At 71.0% G+C, this 21,280-nt stretch carries 16 protein-coding genes; 9 read left to right on the top strand and 7 right to left on the bottom strand.

What is annotated here, in order from left to right; translation table 11 throughout:
• Positions 1–9: 9 nt before the first annotated feature.
• The 3 genes from ACH4TV_RS01710 to ACH4TV_RS01720 form a co-directional block, all read right to left on the bottom strand.
• Positions 10–1,530, bottom strand: a complete 1,521-nt coding sequence (locus ACH4TV_RS01710) for a hypothetical protein (RefSeq protein WP_398393137.1) — start codon at positions 1,528–1,530, stop codon at positions 10–12.
• Positions 1,527–3,050, bottom strand: coding sequence for a GT4 family glycosyltransferase PelF (gene pelF / locus ACH4TV_RS01715; protein ID WP_398393139.1), 1,524 nt, complete (start codon positions 3,048–3,050; stop codon positions 1,527–1,529). The genes ACH4TV_RS01710 and pelF overlap by 4 nt, the downstream gene beginning before the upstream one ends.
• Before the next feature lie 114 nt (positions 3,051–3,164).
• Positions 3,165–5,147 (bottom strand): hypothetical protein, encoded by a 1,983-nt coding sequence (locus ACH4TV_RS01720; RefSeq protein ID WP_398395305.1) that lies wholly within the window; start codon positions 5,145–5,147, stop codon positions 3,165–3,167.
• A 384-nt stretch (positions 5,148–5,531) separates the two neighbouring features.
• Between ACH4TV_RS01720 and ACH4TV_RS01725 the strand changes: the two genes are divergently transcribed.
• The 3 genes from ACH4TV_RS01725 to sucB all read left to right on the top strand — a co-directional run bounded on the left by ACH4TV_RS01725 (position 5,532) and on the right by sucB (position 10,620).
• Entirely contained in the window at positions 5,532–7,061 is a 1,530-nt protein-coding gene (locus tag ACH4TV_RS01725) for a leucyl aminopeptidase (protein ID WP_398393141.1), read from the top strand.
• A 330-nt stretch (positions 7,062–7,391) separates the two neighbouring features.
• Positions 7,392–8,780, top strand: coding sequence for a dihydrolipoyl dehydrogenase (gene lpdA, locus ACH4TV_RS01730; protein WP_398393143.1), 1,389 nt, complete (start codon positions 7,392–7,394; stop codon positions 8,778–8,780).
• Between the two features lie 58 nt (positions 8,781–8,838).
• Positions 8,839–10,620 (top strand): 2-oxoglutarate dehydrogenase, E2 component, dihydrolipoamide succinyltransferase, encoded by a 1,782-nt coding sequence (gene sucB, locus ACH4TV_RS01735; RefSeq protein ID WP_398393145.1) that lies wholly within the window; start codon positions 8,839–8,841, stop codon positions 10,618–10,620.
• A gap of 70 nt (positions 10,621–10,690) precedes the next feature.
• Here sucB and ACH4TV_RS01740 read toward each other — a convergent pair whose 3' ends face one another.
• A complete protein-coding gene (locus tag ACH4TV_RS01740; protein WP_398393147.1) occupies positions 10,691–11,425 on the bottom strand; it encodes a hypothetical protein in 735 nt (244 codons plus the stop codon).
• 239 nt (positions 11,426–11,664) lie between these two features.
• Here ACH4TV_RS01740 and ACH4TV_RS01745 point away from each other — a divergent pair, with 239 nt between their 5' ends.
• The 4 genes from ACH4TV_RS01745 to ACH4TV_RS01760 all read left to right on the top strand — a co-directional run bounded on the left by ACH4TV_RS01745 (position 11,665) and on the right by ACH4TV_RS01760 (position 17,019).
• Entirely contained in the window at positions 11,665–12,288 is a 624-nt protein-coding gene (locus ACH4TV_RS01745; RefSeq protein WP_398393149.1) for a GntR family transcriptional regulator, read from the top strand.
• Between the two features lie 258 nt (positions 12,289–12,546).
• Complete coding sequence (gene aceE / locus ACH4TV_RS01750; RefSeq protein WP_398393151.1) at positions 12,547–15,258, top strand: pyruvate dehydrogenase (acetyl-transferring), homodimeric type; 2,712 nt, start codon at positions 12,547–12,549, stop codon at positions 15,256–15,258.
• A gap of 181 nt (positions 15,259–15,439) precedes the next feature.
• Positions 15,440–16,495, top strand: a complete 1,056-nt coding sequence (locus ACH4TV_RS01755) for a helix-turn-helix transcriptional regulator (RefSeq protein ID WP_398393153.1) — start codon at positions 15,440–15,442, stop codon at positions 16,493–16,495.
• The gene (locus tag ACH4TV_RS01760; protein WP_398395307.1) at positions 16,495–17,019 is read left to right on the top strand and encodes a DUF4240 domain-containing protein; all 525 of its coding nucleotides are present in this window, start codon (positions 16,495–16,497) and stop codon (positions 17,017–17,019) included. The genes ACH4TV_RS01755 and ACH4TV_RS01760 overlap by 1 nt, the downstream gene beginning before the upstream one ends.
• An 11-nt stretch (positions 17,020–17,030) precedes the next feature.
• On the opposite strand, the gene ACH4TV_RS01765 is transcribed toward ACH4TV_RS01760, so the two are convergent.
• Both ACH4TV_RS01765 and ACH4TV_RS01770 read right to left on the bottom strand, forming a co-directional pair.
• Positions 17,031–17,258 carry a hypothetical protein gene (locus ACH4TV_RS01765; RefSeq protein ID WP_398393155.1) on the bottom strand — a complete coding sequence of 76 codons (228 nt, stop codon included), beginning with the start codon at positions 17,256–17,258 and terminating at the stop codon, positions 17,031–17,033.
• A 103-nt stretch (positions 17,259–17,361) separates the two neighbouring features.
• Positions 17,362–18,192 carry a peptidoglycan recognition protein gene (locus ACH4TV_RS01770; protein ID WP_398393156.1) on the bottom strand — a complete coding sequence of 277 codons (831 nt, stop codon included), beginning with the start codon at positions 18,190–18,192 and terminating at the stop codon, positions 17,362–17,364.
• A gap of 224 nt (positions 18,193–18,416) precedes the next feature.
• Here ACH4TV_RS01770 and ACH4TV_RS01775 point away from each other — a divergent pair, with 224 nt between their 5' ends.
• Positions 18,417–19,601 (top strand): MarP family serine protease, encoded by a 1,185-nt coding sequence (locus ACH4TV_RS01775; protein ID WP_398393158.1) that lies wholly within the window; start codon positions 18,417–18,419, stop codon positions 19,599–19,601.
• A gap of 26 nt (positions 19,602–19,627) precedes the next feature.
• On the opposite strand, the gene ACH4TV_RS01780 is transcribed toward ACH4TV_RS01775, so the two are convergent.
• Positions 19,628–20,179, bottom strand: coding sequence for a GNAT family N-acetyltransferase (locus ACH4TV_RS01780; RefSeq protein ID WP_398393160.1), 552 nt, complete (start codon positions 20,177–20,179; stop codon positions 19,628–19,630).
• Positions 20,180–20,240: 61 nt separating this feature from the next.
• On the opposite strand from ACH4TV_RS01780, the gene ACH4TV_RS01785 reads away from it, so the two are divergent.
• Complete coding sequence (locus tag ACH4TV_RS01785) at positions 20,241–21,140, top strand: TIGR01777 family oxidoreductase (RefSeq protein WP_398393162.1); 900 nt, start codon at positions 20,241–20,243, stop codon at positions 21,138–21,140.
• The last annotated feature ends 140 nt before the right edge of the window (positions 21,141–21,280 follow it).

The following is a 21,280-nucleotide window of genomic DNA, read 5'->3' on the forward strand; positions in this document are numbered from 1 at the left end:
GACTCGGGATCAGCGGTGGGCTGTTGCCCTGCCCAGCAGACCACTGACCAGGGCTGCCTGTACGCCGGCTGCCGTCCCGTACACGATCAGGCTCACCCAGTGCGGGCTGCCCGAGTGGGTCGCCAGGGCCACGGTCTGGGCGACGGCCGCGGCGCAGCAGATCACGGCGGCGCTGAGGACCGCGCCGAAGGACTGGAGCAGCAGGCCCGTCCACAGGACCACGCCCAGGAGGAGCAGCCCGGCCAGCCGGATGCCTCCCACGCCGGGTGCGTGCGGCCACAGGGCGGAGGTGGCGAGGCTGAGGGCGAGCAGGGTGGCGAGATAGCCGGTGAGGCACTGGACGAGGGTGAGGGCGGTGGTGCGCCAGAAGTCCTTCGACGTGCTGCTGGAGCGCAGTCCGGCGAGGCCGCCGCTGCGGAAGCGGTGCAGTAGCCATTCGGCGGGGCCCATGCTGAGGGTGAGCGCGACGGCGGCGGGGGCGGCTATGGCGCTGTGCTCGCCGGCCAACACGTCGCCGAGGGCCGCGTAGACGACGAGGATGCCGCTGCCCAGGCCGAACAGGGCGTACGGGATGGAAAGGGACAGAGGGGCGCTTGAGGTCGTTGATCCTCTGCGGGCCGGTGGGGGCTTGTCGCGCCCACGCGGCGGTAGCCGCACATCAGATACAGCCCCGCGCCCCTTAGGTCCGTTGCTGTCGCGCCCGACTTCCAGTAGACCCAAGATCACTACCGCTGCCAGGGAGCCGAGCAGCAGGGCCAGTCTCGCGGTGTCGGGTACCGGCTGGACCATGGTCAGTACCGCGCCCGCCGCCATGGGCAACAGGGCGGCGAGGAGGGCGCGTTCGCGGCCCATGACGAGGAGGACGGTGGCGGCGGCGAGGTAGCAGGACTGGCCCGCGGCGAAGGCCACCGCGCCGGCGCTCGCGGTGTTGATGGCGGAGAGGGCGACCAGGGAGCCGAGCAGGGCCCCGGCGGGTGCGCCGGTCAGGAGGGAGCGCCGGGCGGCCGAGCGGTCGCCCAACCCGAGCCAGGAGTACGCCCGGTGGGCGAGCCCCTGGTTCCAGGTCCAGCCGCACAGGGCGCCGGCGAGGAGCGGGACGGTACCGGCCGGGAGGCCGAGGCCGTCGCGGGGGCCGGCGAGGAGCGGGGCCCCGAGGACGTAGCCGAGTCCCGGGAGGGCGAAGACGACTCCGCGCAGCAGACAGCCCAACAGGCCTATGCGCCACGGGTCGTGGGCCGGGCCGTCCGGTTCGTAGTAGCGGCGTTCGACGCGTTCGTAGAGCTCCTCGGCGAGCGCGAAGGAGTTCTTCACGCCGTACCGCTCGCGTATCTGGTCGTCGGAGAGGCCGTCGGACTCCAGCAGTGCGGCTATCTCGTCGGGGTGCACGGCCGAGGCGATGAACTCCCGCAGCCGTTCGGTGAGTTGGTCGATCGGGTCGGGCTCCGCCCAGCTGGGGGACGTGCGCTGCCGGGGTAGCGCGGGCAGCGTGTCCGGGCGCGCTCCGGGCGGCATCCAAATGCTTCCGCTCACCAGCCGGTCCCGTTCGTCGCGACGGCCTCGTACCAGGGGTCGCGCAGTTCGAGGGTCCAGTCCGCGACGGTCTCCAGAGTGGGCTCGTACACCTCGGCCTGGCCCGCGAGTTCCTGGTAGATCGTCCGAAAGGCGTCCACGGAACGGCGGAGCGTGAAGCGCTCGATCACTCGCTGCCGGGACAACTCGCCCAGTTTCAGGCGCCGTTCGTCGTCCTTCAGCAGGGTCAGCGCGGCTGCCGCCATCTTCTCGGGCTCGCGCGGCGGGACCACGAGGCCGGTGTCGCCGACGGCCTCGCTGACTCCGCCGACGTCCGTCGAGACCGTCGTACGGCCGCAGGACATCGCCTCGATGATGGAGAACGGGAAGCCCTCGGATATCGACGACAGCATGACGATGTGGCCGGCCGCGTAGGCGCGCCAGACCTCGCTGATGCGGCCCTCGAAGGTCAGTCCGTCGGCGATGCCCAGTTCGGCGGCGAGCTTCTCCAGGCGGGTCTTGTAGGCCTCGCCGCCGGCCGGTACCGGGCCGAACAACCGCAGCCTGGTCTCCGGGAGTTCGGCGCGGATCATGGCGTACGCGCGGAGAAGTGTCTCCAGGTCCTTGATGGGGTCGACGCGTCCGCACCAGGTGAGGGTGGGGACTTCCGGTTCGGGGCCGGCATGCGGGAAGGCCTGCGGGTCGACGCCGTTGTAGACCGTGCGGATCTTGTCGGCGTCGGCGCCGCCGCGCTCCTCCCAGCGGCGGTTGTACTGGTTGCAGGGGGTGATGAGGTCCGCCTCGCGGTAGCCGAGGGAGTTCAGCTCGCGGTAGAAGCCGAGCATGAACGCCTTGACGGGCCAGCGCTGTTCGCCGCTGCGGTAGCCGAGGTAGCGCTCGCGCAGATAGATGCCGTGCTCGGTGAGGAGAAACGGTACGCCGTCCAGCTTGTGCGCGGCGAGGGCGGGCAGCGTGGCGAGGCCGCTGCTGACCGCGTGCGCGACGGAGTCCTCGGGGATGCGGGTGCCGAGCGGCCTCAGGGCGTGCTCCAGCAGGTCCGTCGCGGTCAGCGCGTCGTGCACCGTGGGGCAGGCCTCGGCGATCGCCACGTGCGGCATCGTCCAGATCCACATCAGCGAGCGCAGCGCCGTCTCGGTGCGCAGGGCCGCCGACAGGCGTCCGGCGCGGGCGAGTTCGGCCAGCTCGTAGAGGGCGTCACCGAAGTCGCAGTGCGCCTCGGGGTCGAGGAAGGAGAGCAGGAAGCGCTCGTACGAGTCGACGAAGCGCCGTCGGGCGCGGCCCAGCGGCGCTCGGGCGCGCCCGGGGCGCGGTCCCCAGGTCGGCACGGAGGTGTGCCGGTAGATGTTGGGCGGCAGTTCCCAGCTCACGGGTTCGCGGCCGCTGCCGGTGAGCGAGACGATGTGGAAGTCGACCTCGGGCATGCCCTTGACGAGTTGGTCGCACCAGGTGCTGACCCCGCCGTGGACGTGCGGGTAGGTGCCTTCGGTGAGCATCGTGACGTGACGGCCTGTGCGCAGCACTGTGTTGCTCCCCTGTGATGCGGATGCTGTGGGGGGAACTGCGGACCTGTCCCGACTGCGGGCGCGTCGTGGTTGATCGCGCAGTTCCCCGCGCCCCTTTCAGGGCGCATCGCTTTACGGCAGGTTCAAAGTGAGCGCGGACTGGAGCAGGTCTGGTGTGGTCCAGGCCGCTTGCCTGCCCGCGTACGGGGTGCCGAACGTCGCGGTACCGAGCAGGAGTTGCTTGGTGGTCCCCTCCGGTGCGGTCACCGGGATCTGCGTCCCGGACGGCGCGACGACAGTGACGGTCGAGCCGACGCGGTACGCCGTGACCGTGCCGTCCGCGACAGCGCTCTGCCAGGCGGCGCGGCGCTGCAGTTCGGTGCCGATCGCACTCTGCCGGGGGTTCTCCAGGGGGGTGTTGTCGGCGAACAGCGCCTGGTAGCCGGAGACCACCTGGTCCAGGACCGGGTAGAGGGTGCGGTCCTCGGCCAGGTTGGACTGGTGCGCGTAGTGCGGACGCGGGTCGCCCGAGATGGCGTGCCCGAGGGCGGTACGGGCCTCCTGCGGGACGATGTACGACGCGTAGCCGGTGGCGGTGTCCAGCGGCTCGTCGAGGCAGGTGGACGTCGGGTTGTTCTCGCAGATGCCGCTGCCGCCGTCGGCCGCCGAGGCGTAGATCCAGTTGTACTCGTCGGCCATCTCGGCCGCCGTACCCGTGTTGTAGAACACGTTCATCGGATAGCGCGGCACGGTCAGCGCGCCGCCCACCGAACGCTGCTCCGACTCACGGGAGTTGTCGGAGGCTGTCCACTCGATGCCGTTGTCGGCGAGGGCGCCCGCGAGGTTCGGATTGTCGTCGGGCTGCTGCGGCAGCGTCCTGAGCCCCGAGTGCTCACCGGTCACCAGCTCGGCGCGGTCCATCGAAAGACCGTTCGTGACGCCCCAGTTGTAGTTGCCGGCGATCTCCGCCGAGATGTCGGCGCGGCTCATGTACTGGGTCGAACCGTCCGTGTTCTTCGCGCAGCTCCACGGCACGGTGGAGGTGTCCTGCACACAACCGAGGTACTGGTGCGTGTAGGTGTGGTTCATCCAGCGGAACTCGTCCTTGTCAGCGAGGAGTTGGTCGGTGAGCGGGTCGGTGCCGCCGCTCTCCGCCTTCCACTCCTCGCCCGATCCGCCGTTGAAGGTCATGTCGAGCTTGAGACCGCTCGACCTCTGCCACTGGGCCGCGTACACCGCGTCGGCCGCCGTCATACGGATCGGCGTGGTGCCCTCACCGTCACCGCCGACGCAGTCGAAGTCGCCGGGTGTGCAGTTGCGTTCGGTGTCCCAGCGGCTGTCGGGCGCGAAGACGTCGTCGATGTGCACGGCGAAGGAGTTCCTGCTCTGCCCCAGGTGTACGCCCTGGGTCAGCCACTCCACGATGCCCCGGGCCAGCACCCGGAACTGCTGCTGGTACTCGTTGTACGCGAAGGTCACGACGAGTTCGCGGCGCCCGTCGTGCGCGTACTCGCCGACCAGGCTGCCGCGCCCGGTCCCGCCCGGCACGGCGGTGTCGACGTAACTGGTGAAGCCTGCCCGGGGGCTGGCCACGAAGCCGTAACTCTCCAGCACGGACGCCGAGTTGTCCTCGAACGTGAGCGCGCCGTCGAGATAGCCGAAGTACCCCGTCCGGCCCGCGTCGGTGACGGCGGCGGCCTGTCCGTCCAGCGTGCCGGAGTACGAGCTGTAGTCGAGCCCGACTCCGGGGTGCGCCCAGGTGTAGGCGTCGACCTGCGGGATGCCGTACGTCGTCTCGTACGCCTCCAGGGCCGTCTGCTCGGCCGAACCCGCCCCGAACGGCGCCTCGTTGGGCAGCACCACTCCCTGGAACCTGGCCCGGGGTATGCCGTCCACCGTGTCACTCAGGAACGCGGCGTCGATCGTCGGACGGCTCGCGCTGTTCAGGTCGACGGTCGTGTACGGGATGCCCGTCTTCGCCAGTTCGGCCGTGATGGCCCCGACCGGGCTGTCGCCGTTGTCCACGACGAGCACCCTCAGGTCGATGCGCGGCTCCTCGGCCGCCGCCGCGCCGGGCACTCCCAGCCCCAGCGCCAACAGCCCTGCGGCCGCCATCACGACGGCCGCGTTTCTCGAAAATCTCCGTATGTGCGCTCTCTGCGCCATGTTCGCCTTTCCCCCAACCAGCCCTCCCCGATGGTCGATTCCGAGAAGGATCCGTGGAAATCATGCATAAGCGGTAAGCAAGCCGCTCACCAGAACCCGGCGAGTGTGACTGAGGTCACCGGAAGTGGAGGGTGGGAAGTGGCCGCGGCGCCACCGTCAGGTGAACGCCCGCGGGAATCAGCGAATCCGGCCACCGAGCGTAGGCTCGTCGCGGGTGTACCAACCCTGGTGCTGACCGCCCCCGAGGCCGGATTTAGGGTCACTTGTCAGGCCTGGTCGACCCGCTCCACTCGGCCACAGGAACTTTTCAGACGGAAGCGAGAATTCACCACCGTGACTGCTCTTACTCTCAGCACCGCCGCGGCGCCCGGCCTCCGGGCCGACGCGATCGTCGTCGGTGTCGCCAAGGGCGGCAAGGGCCCGGTCGTCGCACCGGGCGCCGAGGCCGTGGACAAGGCGTACGACGGCAAGCTCGCCGACGTCCTGGGGTCCCTCGGCGCCTCCGGTGCCGAGGGCGAGGTGACCAAGCTGCCCGCCCCGGCGGGCTTCAAGGCACCGATCATCGTGGCCGTGGGCCTGGGCGCGCTGCCCGACAAGGACGAGACCTTCGGGGCCGAGTCGCTGCGCCGGGCCGCCGGTGTCGCCGCCCGCACCCTCGCCGGTGCCAAGAAGGCCGCCTTCGCCCTGCCGATCGAGGACGCGGCCGACGCCGGCGCGATCGGCGAGGGCGCGCTGCTCGGGGCGTACGCCTTCGACGCGTACAAGGAGAGCGGCAGGAACGGCAAGGACGCGAAGAACGGCAAGGCGCCGCTCGCCGAGGTCGCCCTGCTCGGCGGCAAGCCGCGCGACGCCGCGTACAAGGCGGCCGTCGCCCGTGCCACCGCCGTGTCCGAGGAGCTGAACCGCGCCCGTGACCTGATCAACACCCCGCCGAACGACCTGGACCCGGAGGCCTTCGCCGCCGTCGCACAGGCCGCGGCCAAGGAGCACGGCATCAAGGTGCAGGTGCTCGACGAGAAGGCGCTGGAGGAGGGCGGCTACGGCGGCATCCTCGGTGTCGGCATCGGCTCGGCCGCCGGGCCCCGCCTGGTGAAGCTGACGTACACGCACGAGGCGGCGAGCAAGCATCTCGCGTTCGTCGGCAAGGGCATCACCTACGACTCGGGCGGCATCTCGCTCAAGCCCGCCGGGCACAACGAGACGATGAAGTGCGACATGAGCGGCGCGGCGGCGGTCTTCGCCGCGGTCGTCGCCGCCGCACGGCTCGGCCTTGAGGTCAACGTCACCGGCTGGCTGGCGCTCGCCGAGAACATGCCGTCCGGCACCGCCACCCGCCCCGGTGACGTGCTGCGCATGTACAGCGGCAAGACCGTCGAGGTCCTCAACACCGACGCCGAGGGCCGCCTCGTCCTCGCCGACGCCCTGTGGGCCGCCTCGGCGGAGAAGCCGGACGCGATCGTCGACGTGGCGACGCTGACCGGCGCGATGATGCTGGCGCTGGGCAACCGGACGTACGGGATCATGGCGAACGACGACGCGTTCCGCTCCGCGGTGCACGAGGCGGCGGAGGAGGTCGGGGAGCCGGCGTGGCCGATGCCGCTGCCGGACCACCTGAAGAAGGGGATGGAGTCTCCGACCGCCGACATCGCGAACATGGGTGAGCGGTACGGGGGTGGGCTGGTCGCGGGTCTGTTCCTTCGGGAGTTCGTGGGTGAGGGGATCACCTGGGCGCACCTGGACATCGCGGGGCCCGCGTTCAACGAGGGTGGGCCTTTTGGGTACACACCCAAGGGTGGGACCGGGACCGCGGTTCGTACGTTGGTGCGGCTGGCTGAGTTGACTGCCGCGGGCGATCTGGGCTGAGGGGTTTTTGTGGCGGGACCCCGTGGGCGGGTAGTCCGGGGTCCCGTTGCGCCTCATAGCTCGATACCTGATGTGCATGGGCGGGTGCGGGTCGTGTGTGGCTTGTCGCGCAGTTCCCCGCGCCCCTGAGGTGGGTCACCTTGCCCCTCGCTGACAAGGGTGGGGTGTCTGTCACACAGGCCCGGCGTCTCTTCCACGGCCGACAAGTGCGAAGATGGGCCTCGGCAGGATAGGGCCCCCACCACAGGGCCGACGAAAGAGCGGCCGGACACCAGCCGCCGCCCGGTCACTGACGACCGGCGTACGGCGCACATGCATGGAGGACGTGACGTGGCGAACGACGCCAGCACCGTTTTCGACCTAGTGATCCTCGGCGGTGGTAGTGGCGGTTACGCCGCGGCGCTGCGCGGGGCCCAGCTGGGGCTTGACGTCGCCCTGATCGAGAAGGACAAGGTCGGCGGTACCTGCCTGCACCGGGGCTGCATCCCCACCAAGGCCCTGCTCCACGCGGGCGAGATCGCCGACCAGGCCCGCGAGAGCGAGCAGTTCGGTGTGAAGGCCACCTTCGAGGGCATCGACGTCCCCGCGGTCCACAAGTACAAGGACGAGGTCATCTCGGGTCTGTACAAGGGACTCCAGGGCCTCGTCGCCTCCCGCAAGGTCCACTACATCGAGGGTGAGGGACGGCTCTCCTCCCCCACCTCCGTCGATGTGAACGGCCAGCGCATCCAAGGCCGCCACGTCCTGCTGGCGACCGGCTCCGTGCCGAAGTCGCTGCCGGGCCTGGAGATCGACGGCAACCGGATCATCTCCTCCGACCACGCCCTCGTCCTGGACCGGGTGCCCGAGTCGGCCATCGTCCTCGGCGGCGGGGTCATCGGCGTCGAGTTCGCGTCCGCGTGGAAGTCCTTCGGTTCGGACATCACGATCATCGAGGGCCTCAAGCACCTGGCCCCCCTTGAGGACGAGAACTCCTCCAAGCTTCTTGAGCGCGCGTTCCGCAAGCGCGGCATCAAGTTCAACCTGGGCACCTTCTTCTCGAAGGCCGAGTACACCGCGAACGGTGTCAAGGTCACCCTTGCCGACGGCAAGGAGTTCGAGGCCGAGTTGCTGCTCGTCGCCGTCGGCCGCGGCCCGGTCTCGGCCGGCCTCGGCTACGAGGAGCAGGGCGTCGCGATGGACCGCGGCTACGTCCTGGTCGACGAGTACATGCGGACGAACGTGCCGACCATCTCGGCCGTCGGTGACCTGGTCCCGACGCTCCAGCTCGCGCACGTCGGCTTCGCCGAGGGCATCCTGGTCGCGGAGCGTCTGGCCGGTCTCAAGACCGTCCCGATCGACTACGACGGCGTGCCCCGGGTGACGTACTGCCACCCCGAGGTCGCCTCCGTGGGCATCACCGAGGCCAAGGCCAAGGAGATCTACGGTGCGGACAAGGTCGTCGCTCTGAAGTACAACCTCGCGGGCAACGGCAAGAGCAAGATCCTCAAGACCGCGGGCGAGATCAAGCTCGTCCAGGTCAAGGACGGTGCCGTGGTCGGCGTCCACATGGTCGGCGACCGTATGGGCGAGCAGGTCGGCGAAGCCCAGCTGATCTACAACTGGGAGGCGCTGCCCGCCGAGGTCGCGCAGCTCATCCACGCGCACCCGACGCAGAGCGAGGCGCTCGGCGAGGCCCACCTGGCCCTGGCCGGCAAGCCGCTGCACTCCCACGACTGACCCTCGGTCGACGGACGACGACACAGACTTCCGCAATTCGTAAGGAGCAACCGAAACCATGGCGGTTTCCGTAACCCTTCCGGCGCTCGGTGAGAGCGTCACCGAGGGCACTGTCACCCGCTGGCTGAAGGCCGAGGGCGAGCGCGTCGAGGCCGACGAGCCGCTGCTGGAGGTGTCGACCGACAAGGTCGACACCGAGATCCCCTCGCCCGTCGCCGGCATCCTCGCGTCCATCAAGGTCGCCGAGGACGAGACCGTTGAGGTCGGCGCCGAGCTGGCCCTCATCGACGACGGCAGCGGCGCCCCCGCTGCCGCCCCGGCCCCCGCCGCTGAGCCCACCCCGGCTCCGGCCGCTGCCCCGGCCCCCGTGGCCGAGGCTCCGGCCGCACCGGCCCCTGCCCCCGCTGCGGCTCCGGCCGCCGCTCCCGCAGGAGCTGCCACCGGCACGGACGTCACCCTCCCCGCGCTCGGTGAGAGCGTCACCGAGGGCACCGTCACCCGCTGGCTGAAGTCGGTCGGCGACAGCGTCGAGGCCGACGAGCCGCTGCTGGAGGTGTCCACCGACAAGGTCGACACCGAGATCCCGGCGCCCATCTCCGGTGTGCTCCTGGAGATCACGGTCGGCGAGGACGAGACCGCCGAGGTCGGCGCCAAGCTGGCCGTGATCGGCGCCCCGGGTGCCGCTCCGGCGGCTGCCCCGGCTCCGGCCGCTCCGGCTCCGGCGCCCGCCGCCGCTGCCCCGGCACCCGCTCCGGCCGCGCCCGTCGCGCCCCCGGCCCCCGTGGCTCCCGCCGCTCCGGCCCCCGCGCCGGCGCCGGTCCAGGCCACGGCTCCGGTCGCTCCCCCGGCGCCCGCCCCTGCCCCGGTCACTCCGGCTCCGGCTCCCGTCGCCGCGCAGGCCACCGACGAGGGTGCGTACGTGACCCCGCTGGTGCGCAAGCTCGCCGCCGAGAACGGCGTCGACCTGGGCGCCGTCAAGGGCACCGGCGTCGGCGGTCGTATCCGCAAGCAGGACGTCCTCGCCGCCGCCGAGGCCGCGAAGGCCGCCGCCGCTGCTCCGGCTCCGGCCGCTGCCGCTGCCCCGGCCGCCAAGAAGGCGCCGACCCTGGAGGCCTCTCCCCTCCGCGGTCAGACCATCAAGATGCCTCGCATCCGCAAGGTCATCGGCGACAACATGGTGAAGGCCCTGCACGAGCAGGCCCAGCTGTCCTCGGTCGTCGAGGTCGACGTCACCCGGCTGATGCGTCTGCGCGGCAAGGCGAAGGACTCCTTCGCGGCCCGCGAGGGCGTCAAGCTCTCCCCGATGCCGTTCTTCGTGAAGGCGGCGGCCCAGGCGCTGAAGGCGCACGCGCCGGTCAACGCCCGGATCAACGTGGACGAGGGCACGATCACCTACTTCGACACCGAGAACATCGGTATCGCGGTGGACTCGGAGAAGGGCCTGATGACCCCGGTCATCAAGCACGCCGGTGACCTCAACATCGCCGGTATCGCCAAGGCCACGGCCGAGCTCGCGGGCAAGGTCAGGGCCAACAAGATCACCCCGGACGAGCTGTCCGGTGCGACCTTCACCATCTCCAACACCGGCTCGCGCGGTGCGCTCTTCGACACGATCATCGTGCCGCCGAACCAGGTCGCGATCCTGGGCATCGGTGCGACGGTCAAGCGCCCCGCGGTCATCGAGACGGAGGAGGGCACGGTCATCGGCGTACGCGACATGACGTACCTGACCCTGTCCTACGACCACCGTCTGGTCGACGGCGCCGACGCGGCCCGTTACCTGACGGCCGTCAAGGCGATCCTGGAGGCGGGCGAGTTCGAGGTCGAGCTCGGCCTCTGAACCCTCCCGTAGTCGTACGTACGACGGTGCCCCGTCCGGAGCTCTCCGGGCGGGGCACCGTCGTACCCGCTCAGTGCGGCGTGAGTTCGTCGTCCGTCCAGCCGACCAGGGACTCCACCCACACGTTCGGGACGGACAGCTCGGCCGCCTTCGGCAGATGCCGGGTCCGGTAGGCCTTCAGGACGTCGTACGTGGCGTCCAGGCAGTCCCAGGACGTGAGCTTGCCGGTCTTCGGGTCGACGCCGACCAGGAAGCCGCGCTCTTCGACGACGCGGATCATGTCCCGGGCGGCGGGCACATCGCTCCGCGACGAGTTGGTGCAGCGGTAACGGCTGTACGGGTGCTCGGACTCGCCGGGGATGGGGGTCCCCCCGCGCGAGGTTGTTCGAGCGTGGGGGAGGGCGTCCCGTGACATCTCGCTGAGCATCTTCTTGTACGAGCCCTCGGTGTGCCAGGCCCCGATGTCGCCGCCGGGCGGGGTGTAGAGCCTGCCCGACGGGTTCTCGATCGCGCCGTACACCCAGCGCTCGGTGCCCGTGATCCGGAAGCCCCAGCCGACGTGCCCGAACTTCTGCGCGCCGTCGGGCTTCACGAAGACGCAGGCGCCGCCGGATCGCCGGGGCCCGGCCGCCGACATGCCCTGGAGTTCCTCGGTCACGCCGGGAGACGGGTCCCCCTTCGCGTCCGGCCTCGCGTCCGTCTTCGTGGCCGCCTGCTGACAGCCGGTCACGCCCACGAGGGCCGCGGCCACCGCCGTAGCGACCATCCAGCCGGTCAGCCTCGGCCGTACCCCACCACCGTTCATGCCGTCCCCCGATGTGCCAGGAGGCGCCCCTGCACGGGAACCCCACTGCCGACCGCGACACGGATCAGGGTCCCGAAGGTTCCTTGTCTGTACAGAAGACACTTCACTGGGAGCGTGTAAGGCTCGTCTCACCTGCGTCAAAGCGCCTCCGTGCGCCCCTCGTGCACGGAGCGGCGGCCTTATTGTCTAAACGTCAAACGCCCGGGGGCCGATGGGCGGCCCCTCCCTAAGGAGTCCCAATGACCGCGCCCGTCGTCCACTCGCTGCGCGAGCAGATCCGCGAGCACATCGTGGAGGGGATCGTCAGCGGGCGCTGGAAGCCGGGCGAGCGGATCGTCGAGCGACGGATCGCGACCGAGCTGGAGGTCAGCCAGACCCCCGTCCGGGAGGCGCTGCGCGAGCTGGAGTCGCTGCGGCTGATCGAGTCGGCCCCCAACAAGGGCGTACGCGTACGGAATCTGACCGCGGCCGATCTCGAGGAGAGCTACCCCGTCCGGGCCGGCCTGGAGGCGATCGCGGCGGAACTGGCGGCGGAGAAGCTGGCGGACGACTGCTCGGCCCTCGAACCGCATGTGGCCGCCCTGTACGAGGCGGACCGCGAGTCGGACGGAACGGGCCAGGTCAGGCACACGGTGGGGTTCCACCGCGAGATGGTGCGGGCGGCCGGGAACTCGGTGCTGCTGCACACCTGGGAAGGGCTGGGCATCGAGGTGTTCACGGCCCTGTCGATCCGCTGGCTGGGGACGGTCCAGCAGTCGTACGCGGAGGAGCACGAGGAGCTGGTGGCCGCGTTCCGCCGCCGGGATCCACGGATCGCCGAGCTGGTGAAGGCCCATGTGCTGGGCTGCGCGCCGCGCCCCTGACACAACCGAGCCCGCAGCCGCTCACCTGCGGAAACGACGAAAAGCGCGGCACCCGGTGCCCACCCGAACGGCACCCCGTGCCTACTTTCTCGTGATCAAGAGGTTTTGCCCCTCAACCCTTTGATCGATCATCGATCAGCGGGTTACAGTCGCCGACGGGCTCCCACCAGAGCTCTCAGCCCTGTCCTGCCAAAGACCAAGGGCACCCCCGAACCCTTACCGACGAGGGAACCCCCTTCGACTGAGGAAGGCGGCGACATGACCGACCCCAAGGCCATCCAGCCGAGCGAGCTCGACCAGCTTCCCGACCGCGACCCCGAAGAGACCGCCGAATGGCAGGCCTCGCTGGACGCGGTCACCAAGGCGGCCGGGCCGCACCGTGCCGCGTATCTGATGCGCCGCACACTGGAGCGCGCCGAGGGCAACGGCATCGCGCTGCCCAAGCTCCTGGAGACGGACTACGTCAACACCATCCCGACCGCCGCGCAGCCCGCGGTGGACGGCGACGAGGTGTTGGAACACCGGATCACCGCCTGGAACCGCTGGAACGCGGCGGCGATGGTGAGCCGGGGCAGCAAACACGGCGTGGGCGGCCACATCGCCACCTTCGCTTCCGCGGCCTGGCTCTACGAGACCGGCTTCAACCACTTCTTCAAGGGCAAGGAATCCCAGGAGTCCCCCGGCTCCGGTGACCAGCTCTACATCCAGGGCCACGCCTCCCCCGGCATCTACGCCCGCGCCTTCCTCGACGGCCGGCTGACCGAGGACCACCTCGACCACTTCCGTCAGGAGTCCGGCGGCAAGGGTCTGCCGTCGTACCCGCACCCCCGCCGCCTGCCCTGGCTGTGGGAGTTCCCGACGGTGTCGATGGGCCTCGGCCCGCTGTCGGCGATCTACCAGGCACGCTTCAACCGCTACCTCACCAACCGCAACATCAAGGACGTCTCGGCGTCCCACGTGTGGGCGTTCCTCGGTGACGGCGAGATGGACGAGCCCGAGTCGACGGCGGCACTGGCGCTGGCGGCACGCGAGGGTCTGGACAACCTGACCTTCGTCATCAACTGCAACCTCCAGCGCCTCGACGGCCCGGTCCGCGCGAACTTCAAGATCGTGCAGGAGCTGGAGGCCCAGTTCCGCGGCGCCGGCTGGAACGTCATCAAGACCCTGTGGGGCACGGCGTGGGACGAGCTGTTCCAGCTCGACACCACGGGCGCGCTCGTCCGCCGCCTGCGCGAGGTACCGGACGCCCAGGTGCAGACGTACCAGACCCGCGACGCCGCCTACATCCGTGCCGACTTCTTCGGCAAGGACCCGGCGCTCGCCGAGATGGCGAAGCTGCTGAGCGACGACAAGATCCTTGAGTGCTTCCACCTCTCGCGCGGTGGCCACGAGTCGCGCAAGGTGTACGCGGCCTACAAGGCGGCGGTCGAGCACGAGGGCGGGCCGACGGTCATCCTGGCCCAGACGGTCAAGGGATTCACCCTGGGCGAGGGCTTCGCGTCGAAGAACGCCAACCACCAGATGAAGAAGCTGTCGGTGGACGAGTTCAAGCAGATGCGTGATCTGCTCGAACTCCCCATCTCCGACGCCCAGTTCGTGGACGGCGTGGTGCCGTACGGCCACCCGGGCACCGACTCCCCGGAGGTCCGTTACCTCCAGGAGCGCCGCGCGGCCCTCGGCGGCCCGGCCCCGGCCCGCCGTACGCACGCGCTCGCCCCTCTCCCCGCTCCGGCGGACAAGACGTTCACGTCGTTCGACAAGGGCTCCGGCTCACAGAACATCGCCACGACGATGGCGTTCGTGCGCCTGGTCAAGGACCTGGTCCGCGACAAGGAGACGGGCAAGCGCTGGGTACCGATCGTGCCGGACGAGGCGCGTACCTTCGGCATGGAGTCGCTGTTCCCGTCCCTGGGGATCTACTCCCCCAAGGGCCAGACGTACGAGCCGGTCGACCGCGACCAGCTGATGTACTACAAGGAGGCCAAGGACGGCCAGATCCTCAACGAGGGGATCACCGAGGCCGGTTCCATGGCGGACTTCATCGCCGCGTCGACGTCGTACTCGACGCACGGCGAGCAGATGATCCCCTTCTACATCTTCTACTCGATGTTCGGCTGGCAGCGCACGGCCGACCAGATGTGGCAGCTCGGCGACCAGCTCGGCCGCGGCTTCCTCATTGGCGCGACGGCCGGCCGTACGACGCTGACCGGCGAGGGCCTCCAGCACGCGGACGGCCACTCCCCGGTGATCGCCGCGACGAACCCGGCCGCGCTGTCGTACGACCCGGCCTTCGCGTACGAGGTGGCGGTGATCGTCAAGGACGGTCTGCGCCGGATGTACGGCGAGGCGGCGCCCGGCGAGGACCAGAACGTCTTCTACTACCTGACGGTCTACAACGAGCCGATCCCGCAGCCCGCGAAGCCGGCGGCCCCGGGTCTCGACGACGGCATCGTCAAGGGCCTGTACCGCTTCAACACGGCGGAGTCGGCAGGACTCTCACCTGCCGCCAACGCCCCGCGCATCCAGCTGCTCGGCTCCGGTACGGCCATCCACTGGGCCCTGGAGGCACAGCAGCTGCTCGCCGAGGAGTGGGGCGTGGCGGCGGACGTGTGGTCCGCGACGTCCTGGACCGAGCTGCGACGGGACGCGCTGGAAGCGGACGCGGCACTGCTGCGGGGCGAGGAGCGGGTGCCGTACGTCCGCCAGGCGCTCCAGGGGGCCGAGGGCCCTGTCCTGGCGGTGTCCGACTACATGCGCCAGGTGCCCGACCAGATCGCGCAGTGGGTCGAGCAGGACTACTCGTCACTGGGCGCCGACGGATTCGGCCTGTCGGACACCCGTGCCGCGGCGCGCCGTCACTTCGGCGTCGACGCGCAGTCGATCGTCGTCGCGGCGTTGGCCCAGCTGGCGCGACGCGGCGAGGTAAAGGCCACGGCGGTCAAGGAGGCACGGGAGCGGTACGGGTTGTAGGGGGCGCGTTCTGCCCACCCACCCGTCTCGGTGTCATTTCAGCCCGTCCGGCGTTTGAGGACGAGGCCCGTTCAGGGCCGTAAGGGGGGTCTGGGGGCGCAGCCCCCAGGGATGGGACGGGTAGGGGCGGCGGGGGCGAAAACCCGACGCCCCCGCCCGCGGCGCCCTGCATCATGAACCCATGCGTGCTGCCCGCCTCATCAAAATGGTGCTGCTGCTCCAGTCCCGGCCCTCCATGACCGCCGCCGAACTGGCCCGGGAGCTGGAGGTCTCCGAGCGCACCGTCACCCGGGACGCGCAGGCCCTGTCCGAGGCGGGCGTGCCGGTGTACGCCGACCGCGGGCGAGCCGGCGGATACCGGCTGATCGGCGGCTACCGCACCCGGCTCACCGGACTGGCCCGCGGCGAGGCCGAGGCCTTGTTCCTGAGCGGCGTGCCGGGCGCCCTGCGCGAGATGGGGCTCCAGGACGCGGCCTCAGCGGCCCGCCTCAAGGTGTCCGCCGCCCTCCTCCCCTCCCTCCGCGACGCCTCCCGAACCGCTGCCCAGCGGTTCCATCTGGACGCACCCGCCTGGTTCAGCGAGCCCCCGACCCCCGAGCTGCTGCCCGCCGTCGCGGACGCGGTGTGGGACGACCGGCCCGTCCTGGTCCGGTACCGGCGCGGATCCGGGGACACCGACGACGTGGAGCGCGTGCTGGAGCCGTACGGGCTCGTCCTCAAGGCGGGCCTCTGGTATCTGTGCGCCCGGGTGCCGGAACCCGCCGCCCCCGGGCCCTTCCGGGTGTACCGCGTCGACCGGTTCACCTCCGTCCAGGTCTCCGCGAAGCGCGAACGCTTCACCCGCGACGACGGCTTCGACCTGCCGGGGTTCTGGGAGGAGCGGGCCGAGCAGTTCGCGCGGTCGATCCTGCGCGCCGAGATCGTCGTACGGCTCTCGGCGGAAGGGGCGCGCAGACTTCCGTACGCCGTCGATCCCGTGTCCGCGCGGGACGCGCTGTCGGCCGGCGGTGACCCGGACGAGCGGGGCCGGGTCACCGTGACGCTGGGCGTGGAGTCGACGGAGGTGGCCCACAGTCAGCTGACGGCGCTCGGGCCGGAGGTCGAGGTGCTGGCACCGGCTGAGCTGCGGGCCCGGTTCGCGCGGGACGCGACGCGCCTGGGGGCGCTGTACGCCCCATCACATTCCGCGTCGCTCCACGTGCGCCCCTCCCCTCCAGGCACGATGCTTGAGCCGTGATGGACGAGACGGAGTTCTGGGAGCTGGTGGACGCGACCCGTGAGGCCGCCGAGGGTGACCCCGAGGACCAGGCCGATCTGCTGGTCGAGCGGCTGCTTCAGCGCGACCCGGACTCGGTTCTCGACTTCGCCCGGCACTTCGAGTCCCGCTACAACCGCGCCTACCGATGGGATCTGTGGGGCGCCGCCTGGGTGCTGCTCGACGGGGCGAACGACGACGCCTTCGACTTCTTCCGGTGCTGGCTGATCGGCCAGGGCCGCGAGGTCTTCGAGGGCGCCCTGCACGGCGATCCGGACTCGCTCGCCGACCTCCTGGACGACTTCGACGCGGAGATCGACGGCGACGGCGAGGAGCTGGGCTACGCGTCCGACGAGGCGTACGAGCAGCTCACCGGCACGACCGCGCCCGACCTCGGCATCCCGCCGGCGCCTCCGGAGCCGGAGGGCACCCCGCTCGCCCTGGAGGACGAAGGGGCGCTCGCGGACCGGTATCCCAAGCTGTGGCAGCGTTTCAAGGGCGGCTGAGCGCCCGCCTCTCAGGCCGCCGCGCGGCGCCGGGTGAGGTCCGACGGGATGTACGCCTGCTGCGTGTGGTCGGCCCGTACCGCGTGGTGCATGGGTGCCGCGTTGGCCTGGTCGAGGGCGGACGCGGTGACCGCCGCCGGGCCCAGGACGACCGTCACCACCGCGCACAGCACGGTCCACGGACCCCGTGCGCCCCCGGTCCAGCCGCCGGAAGACCTCTTGTGACTGCTGCTGCTCATGATCCCCACCTCCAGTCAGTGCGTACGACGAGTGCGTACGACGAAGGTAGGGCGGGGAGTTGGGGTGTTTCCCTGAGTGCGCTGTGGTGTACCTGTGAGCGGCTCAGCGGCGGCCCTGGAGGCGGGCCGCGGTCTGTCTGATCGCCGGGAGGCGGGCGGCGAGGGCGGCGCCGGGGCAGCTCGTCATGTAGCCGTCGTCGTGGCCTGCGAGGGCGGGCAGGGTGACGGTGGTGCCGGACGCCCACCGGCTGAGGGAGTTGCTGGAGACCAGGCGTACGCCGGCGCGCGGGTCGGTTCCCGAGAGGCCGAGCTTCCAGGCGGCGAGAGCGGCGATCGCGTCGGTCATGGCCTGCGGCACGGGCACGCCCGCGGTGAAGGTGCCGAGGGCGGCGATGCCGGCGGTGCGGTGGTTGAAGCCCTGGGTGTGGGCGCCGGTGACGGGGCGGTCGACGCCGCCCGCGCGGCCTTCGTAGACGGTGCCGCAGCGGTCGACGACGAAGTTGTAGCCGATGTCGTCCCAGTCGCGGGAGCCGGTCTGGCCCGCGTACAGGTAGCGGATGATGCGCGGCGCGTCGGCGCAGTCGTAGCCGTTGGGCGAGTCGGTGTGGTGGATGAACACGGCGACGACGCGGTCGTCGTAGCGCGGCGGGGGCTGGCTGCGGCCGGCGTCCGCGATCCAGGCGCTGCGGGGCACGATGCGGGGCTTGGCGGCGGGGTGCGCGACGGAGGGGCGGGCCGCGACGGGATGTGCCTCGCGCGCGGTCGTCCGGTCGACGCCGGCCGCGCACAGGACCAGGCCGAGGGCGGCGGCGATTCCGGGGAGGCAGGCGAGCACCGCGCGGGCGGCGCCCGGTATTCGTACCGCGCGCCTTTTTCGCGCCCCGCGGGGCGTGCGTGCCCGCAGCGGCACACGGAAGACACGCGAGTCACCCATGGGCCCACTGTGGGGCGGTTCGGTTCCGCCCGCGATGTGTGCTGTGCCACTTGGTGGAACCAACATCCCGGTCCGGGACGTTTTACGGGCTCCGGGCACCGGATGTGCGCGCATCACGGGCCCATGACTGATCGGCGGCTGATCAACGGGCCCGTCCCGCGCGTACTACCGCATGTAAACCGCATGTACAGGGGGCCCAGGGGTCCAGGAGAAAGGCGGCCGGAGTGGACCTGCTCGACATCCTGCTGTTGCTGGTGATGCTCGGCTACGCGGCGTCCGGTTACCGGCGCGGCCTGGTGGCGGGCTGCGTCTCCCTGGCCGGGTTCGTGGGCGGTGCCGCCATCGGCGTGTGGGTGCTGCCGTGGATCATGGAACTGGTGACGCCGGGGACGCCCGCGGCGACGGTGACCGCGGTGCTCACGGTGCTGGTGCCGGCCGTGGTGGGCCATGAACTGATGGGCAGGCTGGCGCTGAAACTGCGGCGCGAGCTGGACCGGGGGCCGCTCAGAGTGGCCGACGGGGTCGGCGGGGCCGTGGCCAACACGGTCGCCGTGCTGATCGTGTCCTGGGTGGCCGCGAGCGTCCTGGGCGCCTCCTCCTCGCCGCTGGTCACGACGGCGATCCGGGACTCGGCACTGCTGGGCGCGGTGCAGAACGCGATGCCGGAGACCACGCCGACCTGGTTCTCGCGGGCCACGTCCGCGCTCACCCAGGCGGGCTTCCCGCAGGTCTTCAACCCCTTCGAGAACGAACCGGCGACCAGCGTCGCCAAACCCACCGGGGACAGTGTCACGGCGAGCGCGACGAACGCGGCCAAGATGAGCACGGTCAAGGTCGAGGGCGTCGCGGGCAACCAGGGCCGCGAGGGCAGCGGTTTCGTGTACGCGCCCCGGCATGTGATGACCAACGCCCATGTGGTGGCGGGCATCGACGAGCCGACCGTCCGGGTGGGCGGTGTCGGGACGGCGCACGAGGCGCGGGTGGTGCTCTTCGACCCCGAGAAGGACGTGGCCGTGCTGTACGTCCCGGATCTGCGCGCGCCCGTCCTGCGCTTCGACGACAGCGCGGAGCGGGGCGACTCGGCGGTGGTCGCGGGCTATCCGCAGGACGGCGATCTGAACCTCCAGGCCGCCACGGTCGCCGACAAGGTGCGGGCGAGGGGCCAGAACATCTACAACAGCGACACGGTGACCCGCGAGATCTACTCGATCCGCTCGACCGTCCGCCCCGGCAACTCCGGCGGCCCGCTCCTCACCACCGACGGCAGGGTGTACGGCGTGGTCTTCGCCCGCTCGACGTCCGACGACGAGACGGGCTACGTCCTGACGGCCGACGAGGTCGCCGACGACGCCCGACGCGCGGCGACCTCGACGGCGGCGGTGGACACGGGCGACCTGGTCACGTCGTAGCCCTGTCCTGGCTCATGTCCCCGTGGTCACAGCGGCCGGCCCATGAGGACGTCGTCCACGAACTCCCCGTCCAGCAGGAACTCCCGTGGCTGTACGCCCTCGACGACGAAGCCCTCCGACTCGTACAGCTTGCGGGCCGGGGAGTTGTGTCCGAGGACGCGCAGCGAGAGGCGCAGGGCGCCCCGGCGGCGGGCCTCGGCCACGGCGGCCCGGACCAGCAGCCGCCCGACGCCCATGCCCCGCGCCTCGTCGGCGACGGCGAGCCCCTGGATCTGCCGGACGTGCGCGTTCGACGCGAGCGGAGAGGGCCGGGCCAGCCGGACGAAGCCCACGACCCGGCCGTCACCGGCCACGGCGACCAGATGGTCGCGCGCATCGGAGCTCTCGTGGAAGAACGGCGTGTACGGCTGTCTGGCCCGGGGTGTGACGGCGTGCAGGGTGGACCAGGTGGCGCGCTCCAGCCGGCCGAGGACCTCTTCGTCGTCGGGCAGGGCGAGGCGCACGAACGGCTCGTCACGCGGCTTGTCACTCGCGTACGCGGCGTACGGCTGGGGCGGTTGATGAGGCTCGGGCGGCATGGGACCACTCTAGGGCGGGGGTACGACAACGGCCCCGGGGACGGAGGCGCAGGATGGGGGCATGGAACGCTCTCGAATCGCGGTGACCGGTGCGTCCGGTCTCATCGGCAGGGCCTTGGTGCGGTCGCTGACCACCGACGGACATGAAGTGCGCCGCCTGGTACGGCGTGCGCCCCGGGCGAAGGACGAGGTCCAGTGGGACCCCGCGCGGCGGACGATCGACGCGGCCGGGCTCGTGGGCTGCACCGCCGTGGTGAACCTGGCCGGGGCGGGTGTCGGCGACCGGCGCTGGACGGACGCGTACAAGCGGACGATCCGCGACAGCCGCGTCCTGGGCACGACGACGCTCGCCGAGGCCGTCGCCTCGATGGACGAGCCGCCGCGGGTCTTCGTGAACGGCAGCGCGATGGGTTACTACGGGGAGACCGGCGAGCGGGCCGTGGACGAGGACGCCCCTCCGGGGGAGGGCTTCCTGCCGTCGCTGTGCGTGGAGTGGGAGGGGGCCACCCGCGCGGCCCAGGAAGCGGGCGTACGGACGGTCTTCGCGCGGACCGGGCTGGTGGTGGCGCGTGGGGGCGGGGCCTGGGGAAAGCTGTTCCCGCTGTTCAAGGCGGGCCTGGGCGGACGGATGGGCGACGGCAGTCAGTACTGGTCGTTCGTCGCCCTGCACGACGAGGTGGCGGCGATCCGGCATCTCATGGACACCGAGGGGCTGTCCGGGCCGTTCAACCTGACGGCACCGCAGCCGCTCACCAACCGCGAGATCACGGCGGCGATGGGGCGCGTGCTGCACCGGCCGACGCTCTTCACGGTGCCCGCGCCCGTGCTGAGGCTGGTGCTGGGCGAGATGTCCGGGGATGTGCTCGGCAGCCAGCGGGTGCTGCCCAAGCGGCTGTTGGAGTCCGGGTTCACCTTCGCGTTCCCGGAGATCGACGACGCGATCCGCGCGGCGCAGGCATAGCCGCACCGTCGCGCCCCGGCCCGCGCCCTGTCCGCGCCCGAGGTCCGCATCCCGTGTGACCGGGTGCGACCGTATGCGACCGGTGTGCGACCGTGCCCTGTTCATGCGCGACTTCCGTCGGCGGCGGACCGCCCTACCCT

Source organism: Streptomyces sp. NPDC020898, from assembly GCF_044333925.1.
GTDB lineage: Bacteria > Actinomycetota > Actinomycetes > Streptomycetales > Streptomycetaceae > Streptomyces.